This is a genomic window from Paraburkholderia sp. 40 (assembly GCF_050434105.1).
GTDB lineage: Bacteria > Pseudomonadota > Gammaproteobacteria > Burkholderiales > Burkholderiaceae > Paraburkholderia > Paraburkholderia tuberum.
This window is the reverse complement of the sequence record NZ_JBNPVY010000003.1, coordinates 284,629-301,703: the sequence shown is the minus strand read 5'-3', so window position 1 is coordinate 301,703 and position 17,075 is coordinate 284,629. Positions and strand designations below refer to the sequence as shown.

18 protein-coding genes and 3 pseudogenes are annotated in these 17,075 nt (G+C 61.6%); 11 read left to right on the top strand and 10 right to left on the bottom strand.

Annotated features, from left to right (window positions below):
- Positions 1-80: 80 nt before the first annotated feature.
- Positions 81-830: pseudogene (locus OKW28_RS16765) on the top strand (SDR family oxidoreductase).
- Positions 831-851: 21 nt separating this feature from the next.
- On the opposite strand, the gene OKW28_RS16760 reads toward OKW28_RS16765, so the two are convergent.
- Together OKW28_RS16760 and OKW28_RS16755 are read right to left on the bottom strand one after the other, a co-directional pair.
- Positions 852-1,181 (bottom strand): NAD(P)-binding domain-containing protein, encoded by a 330-nt coding sequence (locus tag OKW28_RS16760; RefSeq protein WP_429447410.1) that lies wholly within the window; start codon positions 1,179-1,181, stop codon positions 852-854.
- Between the two features lie 24 nt (positions 1,182-1,205).
- The gene (locus OKW28_RS16755; RefSeq protein ID WP_429448739.1) at positions 1,206-1,946 is read right to left on the bottom strand and encodes an SDR family NAD(P)-dependent oxidoreductase; all 741 of its coding nucleotides are present in this window, start codon (positions 1,944-1,946) and stop codon (positions 1,206-1,208) included.
- Between the two features lie 121 nt (positions 1,947-2,067).
- On the opposite strand from OKW28_RS16755, the gene OKW28_RS16750 reads away from it, so the two are divergent.
- The gene (locus OKW28_RS16750) at positions 2,068-2,958 is read left to right on the top strand and encodes a LysR family transcriptional regulator (RefSeq protein ID WP_429448737.1); all 891 of its coding nucleotides are present in this window, start codon (positions 2,068-2,070) and stop codon (positions 2,956-2,958) included.
- Positions 2,959-3,047: 89 nt separating this feature from the next.
- On the opposite strand, the gene OKW28_RS16745 is transcribed toward OKW28_RS16750, so the two are convergent.
- On the bottom strand, positions 3,048-3,938 hold the full coding sequence (locus OKW28_RS16745; protein WP_429447408.1) for a LysR substrate-binding domain-containing protein: 891 nt from the start codon (positions 3,936-3,938) through the stop codon (positions 3,048-3,050).
- Between the two features lie 100 nt (positions 3,939-4,038).
- Here OKW28_RS16745 and OKW28_RS16740 point away from each other — a divergent pair, with 100 nt between their 5' ends.
- Positions 4,039-4,629: a LysE family translocator gene (locus tag OKW28_RS16740; protein ID WP_429447406.1), complete on the top strand. Its 591-nt coding sequence runs from the start codon at positions 4,039-4,041 to the stop codon at positions 4,627-4,629.
- A gap of 2 nt (positions 4,630-4,631) precedes the next feature.
- Positions 4,632-4,964: pseudogene (locus tag OKW28_RS16735) on the top strand (cupin domain-containing protein); the annotation flags it as partial.
- Positions 4,965-4,967: 3 nt separating this feature from the next.
- Here the strand turns inward: OKW28_RS16735 and OKW28_RS16730 are convergent.
- Both OKW28_RS16730 and OKW28_RS16725 read right to left on the bottom strand, forming a co-directional pair.
- Positions 4,968-5,372, bottom strand: a pseudogene (locus OKW28_RS16730) (FAD-dependent oxidoreductase); the annotation flags it as partial.
- A gap of 580 nt (positions 5,373-5,952) precedes the next feature.
- Positions 5,953-6,423 carry a ribonuclease gene (locus OKW28_RS16725; protein WP_184039907.1) on the bottom strand — a complete coding sequence of 157 codons (471 nt, stop codon included), beginning with the start codon at positions 6,421-6,423 and terminating at the stop codon, positions 5,953-5,955.
- 337 nt (positions 6,424-6,760) lie between these two features.
- Between OKW28_RS16725 and OKW28_RS16720 the strand changes: the two genes are divergently transcribed.
- Positions 6,761-7,180 (top strand): DUF1810 domain-containing protein, encoded by a 420-nt coding sequence (locus tag OKW28_RS16720; RefSeq protein WP_429447404.1) that lies wholly within the window; start codon positions 6,761-6,763, stop codon positions 7,178-7,180.
- 73 nt (positions 7,181-7,253) lie between these two features.
- Here the strand turns inward: OKW28_RS16720 and OKW28_RS16715 are convergent, their stop codons facing one another.
- Complete coding sequence (locus OKW28_RS16715) at positions 7,254-8,408, bottom strand: virginiamycin B lyase family protein (protein ID WP_429447402.1); 1,155 nt, start codon at positions 8,406-8,408, stop codon at positions 7,254-7,256.
- 415 nt (positions 8,409-8,823) lie between these two features.
- On the opposite strand from OKW28_RS16715, the gene OKW28_RS16710 reads away from it, so the two are divergent.
- Positions 8,824-9,183, top strand: a complete 360-nt coding sequence (locus tag OKW28_RS16710; RefSeq protein WP_429447400.1) for a hypothetical protein — start codon at positions 8,824-8,826, stop codon at positions 9,181-9,183.
- A gap of 172 nt (positions 9,184-9,355) precedes the next feature.
- Here the strand turns inward: OKW28_RS16710 and OKW28_RS16705 are convergent, their stop codons facing one another.
- Positions 9,356-10,072 (bottom strand): methyl-accepting chemotaxis protein, encoded by a 717-nt coding sequence (locus OKW28_RS16705; protein ID WP_429447398.1) that lies wholly within the window; start codon positions 10,070-10,072, stop codon positions 9,356-9,358.
- An 88-nt stretch (positions 10,073-10,160) separates the two neighbouring features.
- Between OKW28_RS16705 and OKW28_RS16700 the strand changes: the two genes are divergently transcribed.
- Both OKW28_RS16700 and OKW28_RS16695 read left to right on the top strand, forming a co-directional pair.
- On the top strand, positions 10,161-11,846 hold the full coding sequence (locus OKW28_RS16700; protein ID WP_429447397.1) for an FAD-dependent oxidoreductase: 1,686 nt from the start codon (positions 10,161-10,163) through the stop codon (positions 11,844-11,846).
- A 5-nt stretch (positions 11,847-11,851) separates the two neighbouring features.
- Complete coding sequence (locus tag OKW28_RS16695) at positions 11,852-12,043, top strand: DUF2783 domain-containing protein (protein WP_013094246.1); 192 nt, start codon at positions 11,852-11,854, stop codon at positions 12,041-12,043.
- 10 nt (positions 12,044-12,053) lie between these two features.
- Here OKW28_RS16695 and OKW28_RS16690 read toward each other — a convergent pair whose 3' ends face one another.
- Both OKW28_RS16690 and OKW28_RS16685 read right to left on the bottom strand, forming a co-directional pair.
- The gene (locus OKW28_RS16690; protein ID WP_429447395.1) at positions 12,054-12,908 is read right to left on the bottom strand and encodes an IclR family transcriptional regulator; all 855 of its coding nucleotides are present in this window, start codon (positions 12,906-12,908) and stop codon (positions 12,054-12,056) included.
- A 5-nt stretch (positions 12,909-12,913) separates the two neighbouring features.
- Positions 12,914-13,717, bottom strand: coding sequence for an IclR family transcriptional regulator (locus OKW28_RS16685; RefSeq protein WP_429447393.1), 804 nt, complete (start codon positions 13,715-13,717; stop codon positions 12,914-12,916).
- A 205-nt stretch (positions 13,718-13,922) separates the two neighbouring features.
- Between OKW28_RS16685 and OKW28_RS16680 the strand changes: the two genes are divergently transcribed.
- Together OKW28_RS16680 and OKW28_RS16675 are read left to right on the top strand one after the other, a co-directional pair.
- Positions 13,923-14,882, top strand: a complete 960-nt coding sequence (locus tag OKW28_RS16680) for an MBL fold metallo-hydrolase (protein WP_429447391.1) — start codon at positions 13,923-13,925, stop codon at positions 14,880-14,882.
- Positions 14,883-15,006: 124 nt separating this feature from the next.
- Positions 15,007-16,332, top strand: coding sequence for an MFS transporter (locus tag OKW28_RS16675; RefSeq protein ID WP_429447389.1), 1,326 nt, complete (start codon positions 15,007-15,009; stop codon positions 16,330-16,332).
- Between the two features lie 57 nt (positions 16,333-16,389).
- Here the strand turns inward: OKW28_RS16675 and OKW28_RS16670 are convergent, their stop codons facing one another.
- On the bottom strand, positions 16,390-16,695 hold the full coding sequence (locus OKW28_RS16670) for a hypothetical protein (RefSeq protein ID WP_429447387.1): 306 nt from the start codon (positions 16,693-16,695) through the stop codon (positions 16,390-16,392).
- Between OKW28_RS16670 and OKW28_RS16665 the strand changes: the two genes are divergently transcribed.
- Positions 16,694-16,900 (top strand): hypothetical protein, encoded by a 207-nt coding sequence (locus tag OKW28_RS16665; RefSeq protein ID WP_184055610.1) that lies wholly within the window; start codon positions 16,694-16,696, stop codon positions 16,898-16,900. The genes OKW28_RS16670 and OKW28_RS16665 overlap by 2 nt on opposite strands.
- Positions 16,901-17,075: the final 175 nt, after the last annotated feature.

Below are 17,075 nucleotides of genomic sequence, written 5' to 3'. Positions count from 1 at the left end.
AAACCTGGACGCTCAATTGTAGCGAGTCCGGGCGGTCAGGACTTATTGTGTTGGGACTGTCACCAACCACAGGATTCGACATGAAGACCGTCTTGATTACCGGTTGCTCGTCCGGCTTTGGCCTCGAAATCGCGCGTTATTTTCTGGATCGCGACTAGCACGTTATCGCCACGATGCGCAGGCCACGCGAAGACGTCTTGCCGCGCTCCGATCGTCTTTCGATTCTCGCCCTCGACGTGAAGGACCCGCAAAGCATTCGCGCCGTCATCGATGCCGCCGGTCGGATCGACGTGCTCGTCAACAATGCGGGTATCGGTTTTTTGAACGCGCTGGAAGGAACGCCGATGGACACCGTGCGCGATATCTTCGAGACCAATACGCTCGGGACCATCGCGATGGCGCAGACCGTGTTGCCGCAGTTCCGCGAGCGCCGCGAAGGTGTGGTCATCAATGTGACGTCGAGCGTCACCTGCAGACCGCTGCATTTGCTGTCGGTCTACACCGCGAGCAAGTCCGCGGTCAACGCATTCAGCGAATCGCTCGCGCTCGAACTGGAGCAGTTCAATGTGCGCGTGCGTGTCGTGCTGCCGGGACGCGCGCCTTCCACCCGCTTCGGCGAGAACGCGCAGGCACGGATGAAAGACGGATTCGCCGAGCCGTACGGCGCGCTCGTGGAGCAGATTTTCGCAAACTGGCAGAAAGAAACGGCCGTCACGCACGCATCGGATGTCGCCGAAGCAGTTTGGCTCGCAGCGACCGATTCATCGAGCCCGTTCAACATCCCCGCCGGCGAGGACGCTGTCGAGTGGTACAACGCGACCGCTAAATAGCACGAGTAAAAATCGCGGAGGTCATGACCTCGCGGCATTCAGAAGACCCATAAGCTCATCCGGCGAGATGCTGTCATGGTCGTTCGCATCGACAACGACCATCCGGTCCCAATCAGATAGCTGATCGCCAATGGTGGCGTGGGCATGAATCGGCACGGCGAGGATCATGACCTCCGCGCGGGGCGCATCTTGCAAACTCATGGCCGTGACCTGCGCACCGAGTTGCTGCGCCATTGCCTCGATCGACTCGCGGCTATGCGCGTTGGCAACACCAATAGCCATGCCGCTGCCGGCGAGCCGGCGGCCAGCCTCCGCTGCGAGTTTTCCAGGGTCGATAGTTGAATAGGTCATGGTGCACTCCTTTTCATGGCGGACTCAGACCTGGCCGATGCCACCGTCATTCATCAAATCCGCGCCCGTCATATAGGAACTCTGTTCGGAGGCGAGAAAGAGCGCCGCGCTCGCCATCTCCTCGGCGCGGGCGAGTCGACCGATCGGGACCATGCTTTTGTACATGCTCACCAGATCCTCGCGTGTCGACGACTGGGAGTCGAGAATCGGGGTGTCGGTGACACCGGGGCTAAGCATGTTGACGCGAATGCCGCGATCCTTGAATTCGGCGGCCCAGGTGCGGGCATAGGAACGCAACGCGGCCTTGGTCGCCGCGTAGGCGGTATGACCAGGGATGCCCATGACGTGCATGGCCGACGAAACCAGGATGATCGACCCGCCACCTGTCATCATCGGCAGCAGCTTCTGCACCAGAAATACCGGGCCGCGCGCCATGAGGTTGAATGCCTTGTCGAAATGCTCAGGCGTGATGGTGTCGATCGAAGCCTGCTCGGTAAAGCCCGCGTTCGACACGATGATGTCGACGACACCTTTTTCGTCCCTGACTGCCGCAGCGACACGGTCGAGGTCATCGAGATTCGCGGCGTCGGCCTGAATCGCGGTAACGTTGCGTCCGAGCAGTTTGACGGCCTCGTCGAGCTGGCCTTGGCGCCGACCGAAGATAAAGACGTGAGCGCCTTCGGCGACGAATCGCCTGGCGATCGCCAGGCCGATACCCGTCGTTCCGCCGCTAATCACGGCGATCTTCCCTGTGAGAGTAGACATTGAAGCTTCTGCCTGTTCGTGAATGGAAGTGACATCGTAATTGCGGCCCCTGCGAATGATAATCGGCGGATTTATCATAAGATCCATTCACCGAGAGAATAGATCGCACGAGAGAAATACAATGGATCGGTTTCACGAATTGAACGCCTTCTTCGCCGTCGTTGAAGCGGGTGGCTTTTCCGCCGCGGCGCGCAGAACCGGCGAGTCACAGTCCGCGATCAGTAAGTCGATCGGCGCGCTGGAAAAGCGCCTGGGCGTGCTGCTATTCAACCGAAGCACACGCAGCGTGACCCTGACGGATCAGGGGCAGAAATACTACGAACGCACCAAGCCGTTGCTGGACGAGATGGAGGTGGCCGACAGCGAGCTGACCAGCAGCACGCTGGATGTCTCGGGGCTTGTCCGGATCGCCTCTGCCTCTACGTTCGGTCGCCTGCACGTTCTTCCGCTCATTCCCGAGCTGCTGTCGCGCTATCCTGGTCTTCGGGTCGATCTCGTGTTGTCGGATTTCGTACGCGATATGGTCGAGGATCGAATCGATCTCGCGATTCGAGTGGGCTCCGTCAACGATCCGGATTCGGTCGTGAAGCGGATTGCCAGCACCCCGCTGGTCTGCGTCGGATCGCGTCGCTATTTCGAACAATACGGTGTACCGAAGGATCCTACCGAACTCGCCAATCACAATTGCCTGCTCTACGGCGGTCTGATGGAGTCGGCAAACTGGCCGTTTCATGGGCCACGAGGCCGATTCAGCGTACCGGTGCGAGGCAACCTGTCGTCGAATAGCGTCGAGACAATACGATCGGCCGTGCTCGCGGGCGTGGGAATCGGCCTCTTCGCGAAGCTCTCGCTCGCCGACGAACTCAAGCATCCCGACATTGTGACCGTGCTAGACGACTTCATTCGCGACGCCCGTGATGTAAGCATCATCTGGCCGAGGCGCCGTTTCGTGCCTGCGCGCGTGCGCCGGGTGACTGACTATTTTGCGGCTGCGCTGCCGCAGCGCTTGTAGGATCGCGACGTCCGTGAACTAAAAGATGGCTGGCGGCACTGCGTGCGTCTGAATCACTCGATTCCGGCGCGCACTTCAAACGCCGTCCGTCACGCAATGTTCGCGAGCGGCGCGCGTCGAGTGCCAGCGTCGCTCGACATCGAATCCCGCACATGGCGCGCGAATTCCTGTGCCGCTGGCTGAACCGTCGCGGGCAATCGCAGACAGATCGCGAACGGAGGCAGTGCAGGCAAGCCGCTGACTCGAAACGTGAGCGTCTCCAGATCGGCCGGCACCGTGGAGGCGAGCCAGGTCGTGATCGCGAGGCCCGCGCGCACCGTTGCGGCGGTCGCCTCGATGTTTCCGCTCTCGAACACCGTGCGCCACGCAATGCCCTCGTCCGCGAGCGCGCCGAGCACCACCGGGCGGAAAGCACAACGCTCGTCTACCATCGACAGCGGTAACGGCCGCTTCTGCCATGCATCACTGCCGCGCCCCTTGACCCACACCAACGGCTCGATGCAGACCACTTCACCTTCGGCTTCGCTTGCGACATATTCGATCAACGACACGTCAACGCGACCGCTATTCACCGCTTCGCTCAGCTCTGGCGACGCCGCGCACACCAACGAAATTTCGACGTGCGGATGGGCCTCGGCGAATGCCTTCATCGCGGGCGCGAGCCGCGTCACGAGATCGTAAGGAACGCCCACACGCAAGGCGCCGCGCAACGGCTGGCCGGTCATGTCGGCCCAGATTTCATCATTCAGCCGCAGCAGCTTGCGCGCCTTCACGAGAAACTGCTCGCCTTGGTGCGACAGTTCCAGCCGGCGCGTCTTGCGAACGAATAGAAGGCAATCCAGCACATCTTCGAGGCGCTTCACCTGTTGGCTCACGGCGCCTTGCGTCATGTGCAGCAGATTCGCGGCGACCGTCATGCTGCCGCTATCGGCGACGGCAACGAAGGTGCGGATCAGATCGAGGTCGAGATTTCGGCTCATCTATACATTATGCGGCGTAATGTACCGCATCAATATTATTAGCTTTCACGATGCCTTGACGATCCGTACAGTGCGAATTCACTGATCCGAATGTGCACCGATGACCTCGATTCTGCCGCTTCTGCTCTTCGTCGCCGTCGCGACCGTGACGCCCGGCGGCGCGACCACGCTCGCCGCCGCCTCAGGCGCACGCTTCGGCTTCGTACGCTCGATACCGCTGATGCTCGGCATCGCTATGGGCCTCGCCTTGCTCGCTGCGGTCGCCGCACTCGGGCTTGGCGGTCTGCTTCTCACGCTGCCGTCGCTGCAAACGGCGGTGAGGACACTCGGCTCCGCGTATCTGCTGTGGCTCGCGTGGCGCATCGCGCGCAGCGGGCCGCCAAACGCGAGCAATGGCCCCGTGCGACCCGTTTCGCTCGTCAACGGTTTCCTGCTGCTCTGGCTCAACCCGAAAGGCTGGGCGATGACGGTTGGCGCGGCGGCGTCTTTCGCCCTGCTCGCAAACAATCCGAACCGCCTCGCGATGCTGCTCGGTGCAGCGTTCGGGGTGACTGCGTGCGCGTCGCTCGCGCTGTGGTGTGCGCTCGGCGTGCTATTCGCGCGGCTGTTTCGGACGCCGCGCCACTGGCGCATTCTCAATCTCGCGATGGGTGTGCTGCTCGCCGCATCCCTCATTCCGACCTGGAGATAAGCATGTCTTCCCATCCGTTCGCCGAATCGTTCGACCTTGAAGCCGCGTTCGCCGATGTGTCGGATCATTGGTCGCCGAAAGTTGTCGCACACGTCAACGATCAGTACGTGAAAGTCGCGAAAGTGCGCGGGCAGTTCGTGTGGCACGACCACGAGCACGAGGACGAACTGTTCTTCGTCGTGCGCGGACATCTGAAGATCGAATATGAGGGCGGACACGTCGTCGATTTGCCCGCGGGTTCGATGCACGTAGTGCCGCGCGGCACGCTGCACAATCCAGTCGCAGACGACGAATGCTGGATCGTGCTGATCGAGCCCGTGCAGACAAAGCATACGCGCCGCGCCCGGCACGCCGATGTAGTGCGTTGTACTACCGATGGCAAGAATCAACGAGTCGTACCCGATTCGGCGCGGCGGTACCAGTTCGGTTCCGTCGTCATCGAGCAGTGGCGAAAGCAGGACCTGCCTCGAGCCACGATCCAGTCCGACAAGTTCGCCATGGATGAACTGGAAGCCGTGCCACTGGGCTTGCGCGGCGTACGCCAGTTCCTGTGCGAATGGGTCCAGACTTCCTGCTGCGACCTCGTGCAACAGCGGCTTCCAGATATGCGTCGGGTTGCGGTCGATCAACGTAATGGAGGCACGTTGCGTCCCGCTTCTTCGCCGACCACCATAACGATCGCCTAGCCTCGTTGCGAGTTCGATGCCACCCGCCCCTCCTCCCACGATCACAAAACGATGCATGCAGATTCTCCCTGGACGACGACGCGCGGTACGGAAATCCAACACAACGGTTGAGAACAACTATCGCAGAAGCCCGACGGCAGGAAAATCTCATAGTTCTGATGGCTGCCTTCAGGTCTTCTGATTGTGAGATCTCCTACTGACCTCGCCGTCAACGGCGTACTCGCACTGTCTGGAAACCCCTCCAGGTTCACACGCACGATGCCCGAGACCCGACGCGCGACTTCACTTCGGCGCAGTCGGCTCGCCGCGATGGCCAGGCGCTCGAACGTACTGCTGAACGCAGTTCGGCGCCCTTCCACTCGGCGTGGTCGTCAAAGGGATGAACGTAGGTGCCGCGCTGATGGCTGGGGGTCGTTCTTCGCCAGATCTGTGGTGATCAGGATGAAGCCATCAACGTTCAGACTTTTGGCCGATGGATTGATGCTGTCGGCAGGTATCTCATCGTTGTGGGCCTCAATAGCACGATGACTGCGTCGCCGAACTCGCTGAAACAGGCGCCATCGCAGCTAGCGAAAAGATGCCTTGCGACGCCGCCGCCAGTTCGCAGATAGCGTCGCTGATGCAGTTCATTCCGTCTTTATTCTCCAATGCGCTTAAAGCTGGCGTAGTAATCGTCGGTGTAATAGCACTCGCCGGTTTGCTTGCGCGGCCCACCACATACGATCCGACGCTGCCCGCGATCCGTCGCGCCTGGTGTGCGAACCGTATAGGTGTGGTAGTAACCGCGCGGATGCTTCGGCAGCAAAGCCGCACTGTTACGAAACAAGACGCCGTCATCGCTAAACGGGAAGGGGCCGCCCGCTTTGATCAGTCGCAGTGTTTCGGCCGCTTCCGCCGGCAACTGCGCCTTCGTGACGGTGACCAGCGCGCCCGTTCCTTGGGCGCCTGATGCAGCGGTTGCATCGCTCGCACCCTGTGCTGGCTGAACCGGCGCCGAGCTCGCGGATGCGCCCGATGCCTCAGTGGCGCTTTGCGGTCCCTGCTTGCCGCATCCGCCGAAGATCGCGCTCAATGCGACGATGCAGGAGACAGCCCACGCTCTCTTCACGAAACGGTTCTCCCTTCGTTGACCAGCACCCGACGACCTGGATAGACGTAAAGGTATCGCTAATGACGGAGCGAATCAACGTTCGATCGGAAATAGTCTGCGCGCGATCGGAATCCAGCCGTTTCCCCTATCGCGAACATTCGTTGGATGCGGCGAAAAGGGCCTCCGTATAAGATAAATCAACAGCTAGTTGCCGTTTGGAGCAGTCATGAAGCGGACCATCAGGACCGAATCAGATCATCGGTTCGGCGCGAAGATCCATCGTAGACCCGTGCCTGCAATGCGCGCGAGAATCGTGGTTTAACGATGGGTTTCCACGCGTGCAACGGAGTACGAAATGGACGATCCCTATGATCTTCAGCGCTTCCTCGATGCACAAGAGCGGGTCTACGACCAGGTATGCGATGAACTGAGGCACGGACGCAAGCGAAGCCACTGGATGTGGTTCGTGTTTCCTCAAATCGAGGGGCTCGGAACCAGCGCAATGGCTCAGCGATTCGCGCTTTCCTCGCTGGCCGAAGCGCAAGCCTATCTGCGCCACCCGATACTCGGCCCACGGCTGCGCGAAACGACGCACCTGGTCAACCTCGTCAGCGACCGGTCCATCGAGGAAATTTTCGGGTATCCGGATGACCTGAAGTTTCGCTCGTCGGTCACCTTGTTCGCGCACGCCACGAACGACAACGACGTATTTATCGAAGCTTTGCGCAAGTATTTCGGCGGAGAAGCCGATCCGCGGACCCTCCAGCTCCTCTAGACCATTTTGGTAGCGGGCCCGCGCACGCGGGGCGCAGCGGACTGCGCAATTCCGCTCCCGGTGCAGTGCGTGGTCACTGCCCGTTCACATCGGCTGCACGGGATCGAAAGAGCAGCAGGTGATCCGTGCCGGATTCGGACAGCCAGACCTCGCCCGGACGACCCATCATCTGACGCACGTTCGCGTGGTCACGCGGCAGCGGCAACACGTCGAACCGCTCGGCACGCGGATCGAAGCGCACTAGCGCATTAGCGCTCCATTCGCTGAGCCAGACGATGTCCTGATCGTCGACGAATATTGCATACGCGTGCGGATCGTTGCCGGGCAGTCGCCATTCGCGCCAGTGATGCGTGCCAGGATCGTACACGCCGACTTTTCCGGCGTTCCACTCGCTGACCCAGATGCGCCCCCTGGAATCGGCCCAGACGCGGCGCGCGCCCTGATTCGACGTTGGTGGTTCTATGACCTGTGCCGCGCCCGTGGTCGGGTCGATGCGACCTACGTAATTTCCCGCCAGCGAAGCGAAATACAGATCCCCGGAGCGGGTCACGCAGATACCGTAGGGCCCGGCGCCGCGTGGGGCATCAAAGACGCGCATGCGCGATCGCTGCGGATCGAGTTCGCCATAGATACCACTTTGCCCCGTAAACCACAGATGCCCCTGTTTGTCGAACACGGCGGTATTCAGATTGGCGTCCGGCCGGTCCTTGGGTAGCGGAAAACGCGTAACGGCGAGCGTCTTCGGATCGATACGCACGATTGCGTTCTGGCCGCCGTCAGTGACCCACGCCGCACGATCGGGGCCGACGATCACGCCATGTGGCGCCGATCCGGCGCCGAGCGCGATCGTGTCGGTTTTGCCGCTGCGCGGGTCCAGCCGCCCGACCGCTCCCCGCGCCTGCGCGGTGTACCACACGGTGCCGTCATGCGCCGGTGCGACGTCATGCGGTGCGCTGCCGGCCGGGACGGCGAAGCTCTCGAACGACGGCGGCTGTGCTTGAGCCTGCGCGAGGCCAAGGTTGTCTGCGCTGATCGCGCAAGTGATGGCGTAAAGAGCCAGGGCAATCGCAGACCGGGCAGTCGAATGCGGGGCAAGCTTCGGAAAAAGTTTGAAGTCCAAGCGGGCAAATTCCATCATCGCACGAAGTCGCTCGAGCGCCGCATGCCCCGGATGGATCGCGAACATCCACCAAAGAAGCCCCACAAGTAACAGCAGAGAAATCAGCATGGGCGGTCTCCATCGCTGCTTGTGCCAGCTAACGTATCACGAATGCCACTTGCCAAGGTCAACCCGACGTTTCAATGCTTGGCGGCGCGCTACGCGTCTGCCTTCAGCCGATCTCGACCCTCGTCTTCCTTTCCTGCCGACGCTCCTCTAGCGCGGCGTGCGCTTCCTCGACTTTGTCGAGCCAGGCACTGCATTCAGTTTCCCCAAATAGAGGGTTTACCCTGGGAAATCTGACTGAAAGCTATTTGAAATGATTCGGGCATTCGTTAGAATGGCTCCTGTGCTGAGACGAGTCCGAAAGAATCCATCAGCGCCTCGCTGCACCGGAGGCAACCGCACTCGGCTGACAACCTCACATCGCTTTTGCAGGCTGTCGCCACTATTCAGTAGACCTCAATTAAACGGAGAGTAAATCATGAGCCGCCTTACCAACCGAATCGCCACAACGCTCGTCGTGCTCGGCCTGATGACTTCCGGCGCTGCTATTGCCCAGCAGCCGGCCACGGCGGCACCCCAAGTCGCACAGGCTGCTTCTGTACCGGCGACTACCCACAGTGATCCAATCGTTCAGAAGCGAAACGAGATTCGCGAGGCGAACCGTGAACAACGTGCCCGGACCGCGGAAGCCAGAAAGGCGTTCAGGGCCGAAGCTCGCGAATCCCGGCAAGAACGCAACCAGTCGGTAAGCGAGTCCCGCGACCGCGCACGCGCCGCTTTGGCTGAATCGGCACAACCTGGCACGACTCAGGCCGGCGCGGCGCATACCACCCAATGAGTTATCGACGCTACGGGGTTTGTTCAGGAAGAGAGCGGGTGCTGGTCCTCAGCGGAGAAGAATCCAATCATCGATGGTCAGTCGGCACCCGGCCCTTCCTACCAGCGGAGCCCTCGCATGTGCGAGTGGCTCCGCATTTTTTTATATCCGGTTTGTAGCAACGTGAGCATAGTCAGCACGTCGTCGTCCGAATCAGGCGTCCTGCCAGAGCCTGGGTCAGCTTCACTTCTAACAGGACCCCGCCAACTCGAAGGCGATCCGCCTGACCGCTTCCCCGACTTGCCCCACGCCGACGCTCTGCTGCGCACCCGAGTTGCTGATTTCCGCCACGAGAACACTCACTCCGGCGCTGAATCGCATCCACGACCTGCACCATCGTTGCGCCCGCGTGGTCGACGAGCGCGCTGCCATGATCGACGCGCTCCACGCTTCGGTAATCAACTCCCGAATTTCCTGAGCGGCTTGCGCTGCGTTTCGCGAGCGAGCGCACCTCGGCCGCGACGACCGCGAATCCTCTGCCCTGTTCCCCGGCACGCGCTGCCTCGATTGCCGCGTTCAACGCGAGAATGTTGGTCTGCGCCGCGATGTCATTGACGATGCCGATGATCTCGCCAATCTTGCGCGAGCTCTCGTTGATCCCCCTCATCGTCTCGACGACCGCGCCGACAACGTTCCCGCCCTGCACCGCGATCGACGAAGCGCCAGTTGCGAGCTCGCTGGCTTCGAACGCATTGGCGGCATTCTGCTTCACGGTCGCGCTTAGGTGCTCCATCGAAGCGGCGGTTTCCTGCAGTGCGCTTGCCTGCTCCTCGGTACGCTGACTCAGATCCGCGTTGGAGTTTGCGGGCAATGGAACCACACCAGGGTAAATACAGATTCGATCGCTCAAAAAGCTTTATAGAATGGCTATTATTAGCAAGGAGCAATACTACTTGCTATAGATTAATAAAAGATATCCCGCAGAACCCGGAGACGCCATGCAGATCGACTACCAAACGATGCGGTTTGACTACGAGCGAGCCGCCGACCACGATGCCGGTGCACCGCTCACCTATCCGGTCGTGGTGATCGGCGCTGGCCCGGTCGGGTTGTCAGCGGCCATCGATCTTGCCCAGCAGGGCGTTCGCACCGTGCTGCTCGACAATGACGACACGCTGTCGAGCGGTTCACGCGCAATCTGTTTTGCGAAGCGGACGCTGGAAATTTTCGATCGGCTCGGCTGCGGCAAGCAGATGGTCGACAAAGGCGTGAGCTGGAACGTCGGCAAGGTGTTCCTGCAGGATGAACTGATCTATACGTTCAACCTGCTGCCCGAGACAGGCCACGCGCGCCCAGCATTCATCAATCTGCAGCAGTACTACGTCGAGGGCTATCTGGTCGACGAGGCGAAACGAACCGCGAATCTGCAGATGCGCTGGAAAAGCAATGTGATCGGTGTGACCCAGCAAGACGACCATGTCGAGTTGCGGGTCGAAACGCCCGACGGCATTTATCCGATGCGCGCGCAATACGTGGTCGCTGCCGACGGCGCGCGCAGCGCGGTGCGCAAGGCGCTCGGTCTCGACAGTCATGGTCGCACCTTCAAGGACCGCTTCCTGATCGCGGATGTGAAAATGAAGGCGCCGTTTCCGACCGAACGCTGGTTCTGGTTCGATCCGCCCTTCCATCGCAATCAATCCGTACTGCTGCACAGGCAGCCCGACAACGTCTGGCGCATCGATTTCCAGCTCGGCTGGGACGCCGATCCGGTCGCCGAAAAACAGCCTGAAAAAGTGATTCCGCGCGTGAAAGCGCTGCTCGGCGACGATGCCGGGTTCGAGCTCGAATGGGTCAGCGTGTACACGTTTTCGTGTTTGCGGATGGACAGTTTCCGGCATGGCCGCGTGCTGTTCGCGGGCGATTCGGCGCATGGCGTGTCGCCGTTCGGCGCGCGCGGCGCGAATAGCGGCGTGCAGGATGCCGACAATCTCGCCTGGAAGCTGCGGCTCGTCGTCAACGGCGACGCGCCGCCGGCGCTGCTCGATACCTATGCATCCGAGCGCGAGTATGCGGCGGACGAAAACATCCTGAATTCATCGCGCGCCACCGACTTCATCACGCCGAAAAGCGCGGTTTCGCGGATGTTCCGCGATGCCACGCTTAAGCTCGCGAAAGAGTGTCCGTTCGCGCGGCGCATCGTCAACAGCGGCCGTCTGTCGGTGCCGGCGGTTCTGCGCGACTCGCCCTTGAACACGCCCGACGCCGACGCGTTCACCGGTGCGATGGTGCCCGGCGCGGCCAGCACCGACGCGCCGGTCAAGCTCGCTGGCGAAGACGCCTGGTTCCTGAATCAGACCGGACATGGCGGCTTCACGGGTGTGCAATTCTGCGGCCAGGGAGACGACCTGACGAAATGCGCCGAACAGCTTCGCGCGCTCGCATGCCTCGCGGTGCCGGTTCACTCGTTGATCGTCGTGCCGCGTGGCGCGGCCGTGACCGCTCTTCCGGAGATGCCTCACGTCACGGTGATCGAGGACGTCGAAGGCATCGTCACGCATCGCTTCGATGCGCGGCCCGGCACCTTTTATCTGCTGCGTCCGGACCAGCACGTCTGCGCGCGCTGGCGCGCCCTCGACACCGCATCGGTCGCCAAGGCCGTGGATCGCGCAACCTGCAACGGATAACCATCATGACCAAGCTGAACATCGAAACGAATATGGCCGATCCCGATGCGTTCTATGAAAAGCTCATCGACGCGCACAATGGACTGACCGACGAGCAAAGCCATTTCATGAACGCAAAGCTCGTGCTGCTGCTCGCGAACCACATCGGAGATGCCGACGTGCTGCTCGAAGCGCTGGCGCTGGCGCGCGCCGATTGACGACCCAGGCTCAGCGCCCGACCCAGCCGAACCGCCACGACAGCCGTCGTGTCGTGGCGAGCAGCCTCTGCGCGGTCGTGCCGTGCGTGCTGAAATCAAAGCCGCCCGACGGACCGATCACCGCGACCACCAGACTGACGCTGCCCGTGTGATCGAACACGGGCGCGGCCAACGCGCCGATGCCCGGCACCGGCGCATCGAGTGCGTCATCGATGCCGTCGCTCACAATCTTCGCACGACGTGCCAGATAGGCCGGGGCCAACGACGGCGGGCCCTTTTTCGGCGCCAAGAGCACCTCCGCAACCGGCGCGCCCGCGAGTCTGATCGATTCCTGCGACAACAGCCCGACCAATACGTCGTCCGCAAGATGCGCGGCGAACACGCGCCCTATCGCCGTGTTGACGAGCGACATCACGGTGCCCACGCGCAGGCTCACGTGTTGTGGTCTCGCCGATTCTTCGAAGCGGATTACCGTAGGACCCAAAGGTCCAAGAATCGCCACCGCGACGCTCATGCCGGACTCCGCCGCAAGCGTGACGATCTCCGGTTCGGCATCGCGAATCGGCGACATGCGCTGCAAAGCGATCAGGCCGAGCTCCATGCCGAGCGGTCCCGCACTGAAAAGACCGGCGTCGTCGCGGCTCAGCAAGCCGACCTTGAGCAGACTCACCAGATGCGGAAACGCCTTGGCGGCGGGCATATCGGCGGCCGCGGCCAGATCGCGCAGCGACAGCGGACGGCCGGCGGCAACGAGTGCCAGCAGGAGTTCGCCTGTGTTGTCGAGCGCGCTGATTCCGCGCTGAGCTTTCGTGTCGTTGAGTTGGGGCGTGTTCGCGTCGGACGCGTCCGGGGTTTCGATCTGCATGATTCTCAGCTGGGTGTGACCAGCGCTTCGGTGATACGTCGGGAAGTTTCGAGCAACTGACGCGCGACCACACCATCCCACCCGACTTCGATCGAGCCCGACGAGCCGATCGCCGTCAACGCGAGTTGCATCCGTTGATCGCCATCGAACACCGGCACGCTCAGACTGCTGATGCCCGGACTCGGCGCATCGATTCCTCGCTCGATGCCGCGCGCGCGGATCTCATCGAAGCGTTTGCGCCACTCCGGGCTAGTCGGCCCTTTGGCGGCGCGGCCGCGCGCCGGCGTCGGGTCCGCCGAATGCGCCTGGCTTCGCGCCATCTGCGCGACCTGCTCGGCAGCGCAGAACGCGCAGAATACGCGGCCCGTCGATGTCGCTTCGAGCGACATCACCGTGCCGATGTGCAGATTGACATGCAGCGGCGCACCGCTGCGCTCGTATCGGACGATGGTCGGGCCCTGCACGCCCGCCACGCAGATCGCCACGCTAAGACCGATCCGCTCCGCGAGCGAAGCCGCGTGGGCAGCCGCGATGCGATAGACCGGCTGCTGTTCGATATGCATGAGGCCAAGCCGCAACGACAGCGGCCCCGGCTCGTAGTTGCCGGTTAGGGCATCGCGCTTGACGAGGCCGAGGCGCGTCAGGCTCACGAGATAGGTATGCGCCTGCGCCGACGACAGTTGCGCCTCGCCGGCCAGTTCGGTCAGCCCGAGCGGTTCGCGCTGTCGCGCCAGCGCCTGCAGCAGACGTCCGCCGACCTCGACGCTCTGAATCCCCCGCTGTTTCTTTTCGCTTGTAGTATCAGCCATCGTGTTGTCCGCCCTTGACCCGAAGGAGATTCGGCCCGTCCGGTGTCGCCCGTGGAAGGCCTAGATGGTATCCGATCGGACCGTGCCGACCAACCAACGGAGTTTACCCTAACTTAGTGAATGACAAGGTATTTTGTCATTGACAAATATAAGCGTGACGACGACTATTAGTCATCCCCCAACGAGTCGTGAGACGGAGACAGACATGGCGAAGGCTTTCGCATCCCAGGCCGACCTGGAAGAGAAGAAGATCACGTGGACCCAATTGTCGGAAAACGCGTATGCCTACACGGCCGAAGGCGACCCTAACTCGGGCGTGATCATCGGCGACGACGGCGTGCTGATCGTCGACACCACCGCCACGCCGGCCATGGCGCAAGACCTGATCGCGAAGATCCGCAGCGTCACCGACAAACCGATCAAATACGTCGTGCTCTCGCACTATCACGCGGTGCGCGTGCTGGGCGCGTCGGCGTACTTCAAGGAAGGCGCGCAGCAGGTGATCGCCAGCCGCGGCACCTACGAAATGATCGTCGAGCGCGGCGAAGCCGATATGAAATCGGAGATCGAACGCTTCCCGCGCCTTTTTGCAGGCGTCGAAACGGTGCCCGGCCTGACGCGGCCGACGCTGGTGTTCGAAAAGGAAATGACGCTCTTTCTCGGCAAGCTCGAAGTGCGCATCGCGCATCTCGGCTCGGGCCACACGAAGGGCGACACGGTCGTCTGGCTGCCGTCGCAGAAGGTGTTGTTCTCCGGCGACCTGGTCGAGTACGACGCGGCCTGCTATTGCGGCGACGCGCAACTTGAACAATGGCCGGCAACGCTCGAAGCATTGCGCGCCCTGAACGCGGAGAAGCTGGTGCCGGGTCGCGGCCCCGCGCTGCTGTCGCCGGCGGAAGTGAACAAGGGCCTCGACTACACGAAAGACTTCGTCACCACGCTATTGCAGGCGGGCCGTGACGCATTCAGGGACAAGCTCGATCTGAAGGGCGCGATGGCGCTCACGCGCAAGTCCATGGACCCGAAGTTCGGCAACGTCTTCATCTACGAGCATTGCCTGCCGTTCGACGTGTCGCGAGCCTACGACGAAGCAAGCGGCATCAGCCATCCGCGCATCTGGACCGCGCAGCGCGACAAGGAAATGTGGGACGCGCTGCAGAACTGATCGCGCCGCGCACTCGGGAAAGGCCGTTCGGTATTTCCTCTTTTCCGTTCAAACCATGAAGGCGCGCTAGACGCCTCGGGCGCGCTCGTCTTCGCACAGGCGCGCTCCGCACCTGGAGCGAGACATGCAGCATTCCCTCGATGGCAACGCCATTGGCCACGCCGCGCCCGTCGCGAGCGACGATTCGATGTTCAGGAAGGTCGCGTGGCGCATCGTGCCGTTTCTGTTTCTTTGTTATGTCGTGTCGTTTCTGGACCGGATCAACATCGGCTTCGCGCAATTGCAGATGAAGCATGATCTCGGCTTCAGCGACGCGATGTACGGACTCGGCGCAGCTGTGTTCTACGTCGGCTACGTGCTGTGCGAGGTGCCGAGCAACATCCTGTTGGCCAAATACGGCGCGCGTAAAACCTTCATGCGGATCATGCTGCTGTGGGGCATCGCGTCGATGTGCATGATGTTCGTGTCGAAGCCCGCGCACTTTTACGTTCTGCGCTTTATGCTGGGCGTTTTCGAGGCGGGCTTTTTCCCGGGCATCGTGCTGTATCTGACGTATTGGTTTCCCGCCAGCCGGCGCGCCGCCGTGATCTCGGTGTTTTTCGCGGGCGTGGCGGTCGCGGGCGTGCTCGGCGGACTTTTCTCCGGCTGGATCATGCGCGACATGAGCGGCGTGCTGAACCTGTTCGGATGGCAGTGGATGTTTGCGATCGAAGGCGCACCCGCTGTGATTCTCGGATTGCTCTCGTGGCGCTATCTGGTCGACAAGCCGCACGAGGCAAGCTGGCTCACGCAGGACGAACAAGAGCGACTCGTCGCGCTTTGCGCGCAAGGCCAGTCGAAAGACCACCGGCACGACAGTCGCAGCTTCGCCGCCGCGTTGCTCAATCCGCGCGTCTATCTGTTCGCGTTCATCTATTTTTCGCTGACCTGTGCGTCGCTGACGCTCAATTTCTGGATGCCGTTGATGATCCGCGATTTTGGGGTTCAGGATGTCGTGGCGGTGAGTCTTTATACCGTGGTGCCGAATGCGATCGGTGCGGTGGGTCTGCTTCTGATTGCGCGCCGCTCGGATCGAACTGGGGAACGGCGTAAGCATTTTGCTTTCTGCACGGTGGGCGGGGGTCTCGCGCTCGCGGCGCTTACGCTGCATCTGAGCAGCTTTCCTGCGATGCTGGCTATCTTGTCGCTCGCTGCCGTGTTGATTTTCGCGGCGCTGCCGATCTTTTGGGCGGTGCCTACCAGCTATCTGTCCGGGAAAGCGGCTGCGTCGGGGATCGCGTTTATTAGCAGTATTGGGATTACGAGCGGGATCGTCAGTCCGTGGGTGATCGGTCAGATTCGCACGACGACGGGGAGTATGGATCTTGCCGTTTATCTTCTTGCGGGGCTGCTTGTGGTTAGTGGGGTTGCGTTGATGGCTGGTGTGAGAGCGGATGCGGGGGGGCGTTGAAATGTCATCGCAATGGGCGCGGGCGGTGGAGCGACGGCGAAGAATGACTTTTCGCTATCAGATCACGCCGGCGCTGACGAAGGCAGCAGGCGCAAAGGATACAGTGTGATGTCGCTGCGGTTGACAGCCCGTCACGATGACTGCGATCGGCGTGCCGTCGGTCGCGACGTGGTGTTTGTCTTCAGCAAATACGTCGGGAACCAGAATTCCGCGGTTCATCGCATCGCGTATCGGAACAGCCTCGCCTATCCGGCGAAGCTGTCGCTTCACTTTGCCGCCGACGAATGGGTACTGTCGACGTGGCGCCAGAAGACGGCTGGACTGAATCTTGCGGCTCCCCAATGATTGGAGGAAAACAATCATGACCAGACTACTCTTTGCAATCATCGTGGCAGTCGGCCTGGCGGGCTGCGTCGTCGCCCCGCCGCCGCCCAGCTATGGCTACGGTTATGAGCCAGCGCCCGCCTATGGCTATGCCCCCGGGTATTACGTCGCGCCGTCCGTGAGCCTCGGCATCGGCATTGGCGGCTACTGGGGCGGCCATGGGGGTCATTGGCACGGCCATTGAATCAGACGTTCTCGAAGGAAACGACGGCATGCGGTTGCGCCGCATCCAGGGCCATGACGCGGTGTCGATCCCGCATCGACCGTCGTTCCCGACAATCCACCAGCTCTTCCGAACCAGGGTAAACATCCATCCTCCCACGAAGTACTTCAAAATGGTTGGGGTACGGAGTATATTT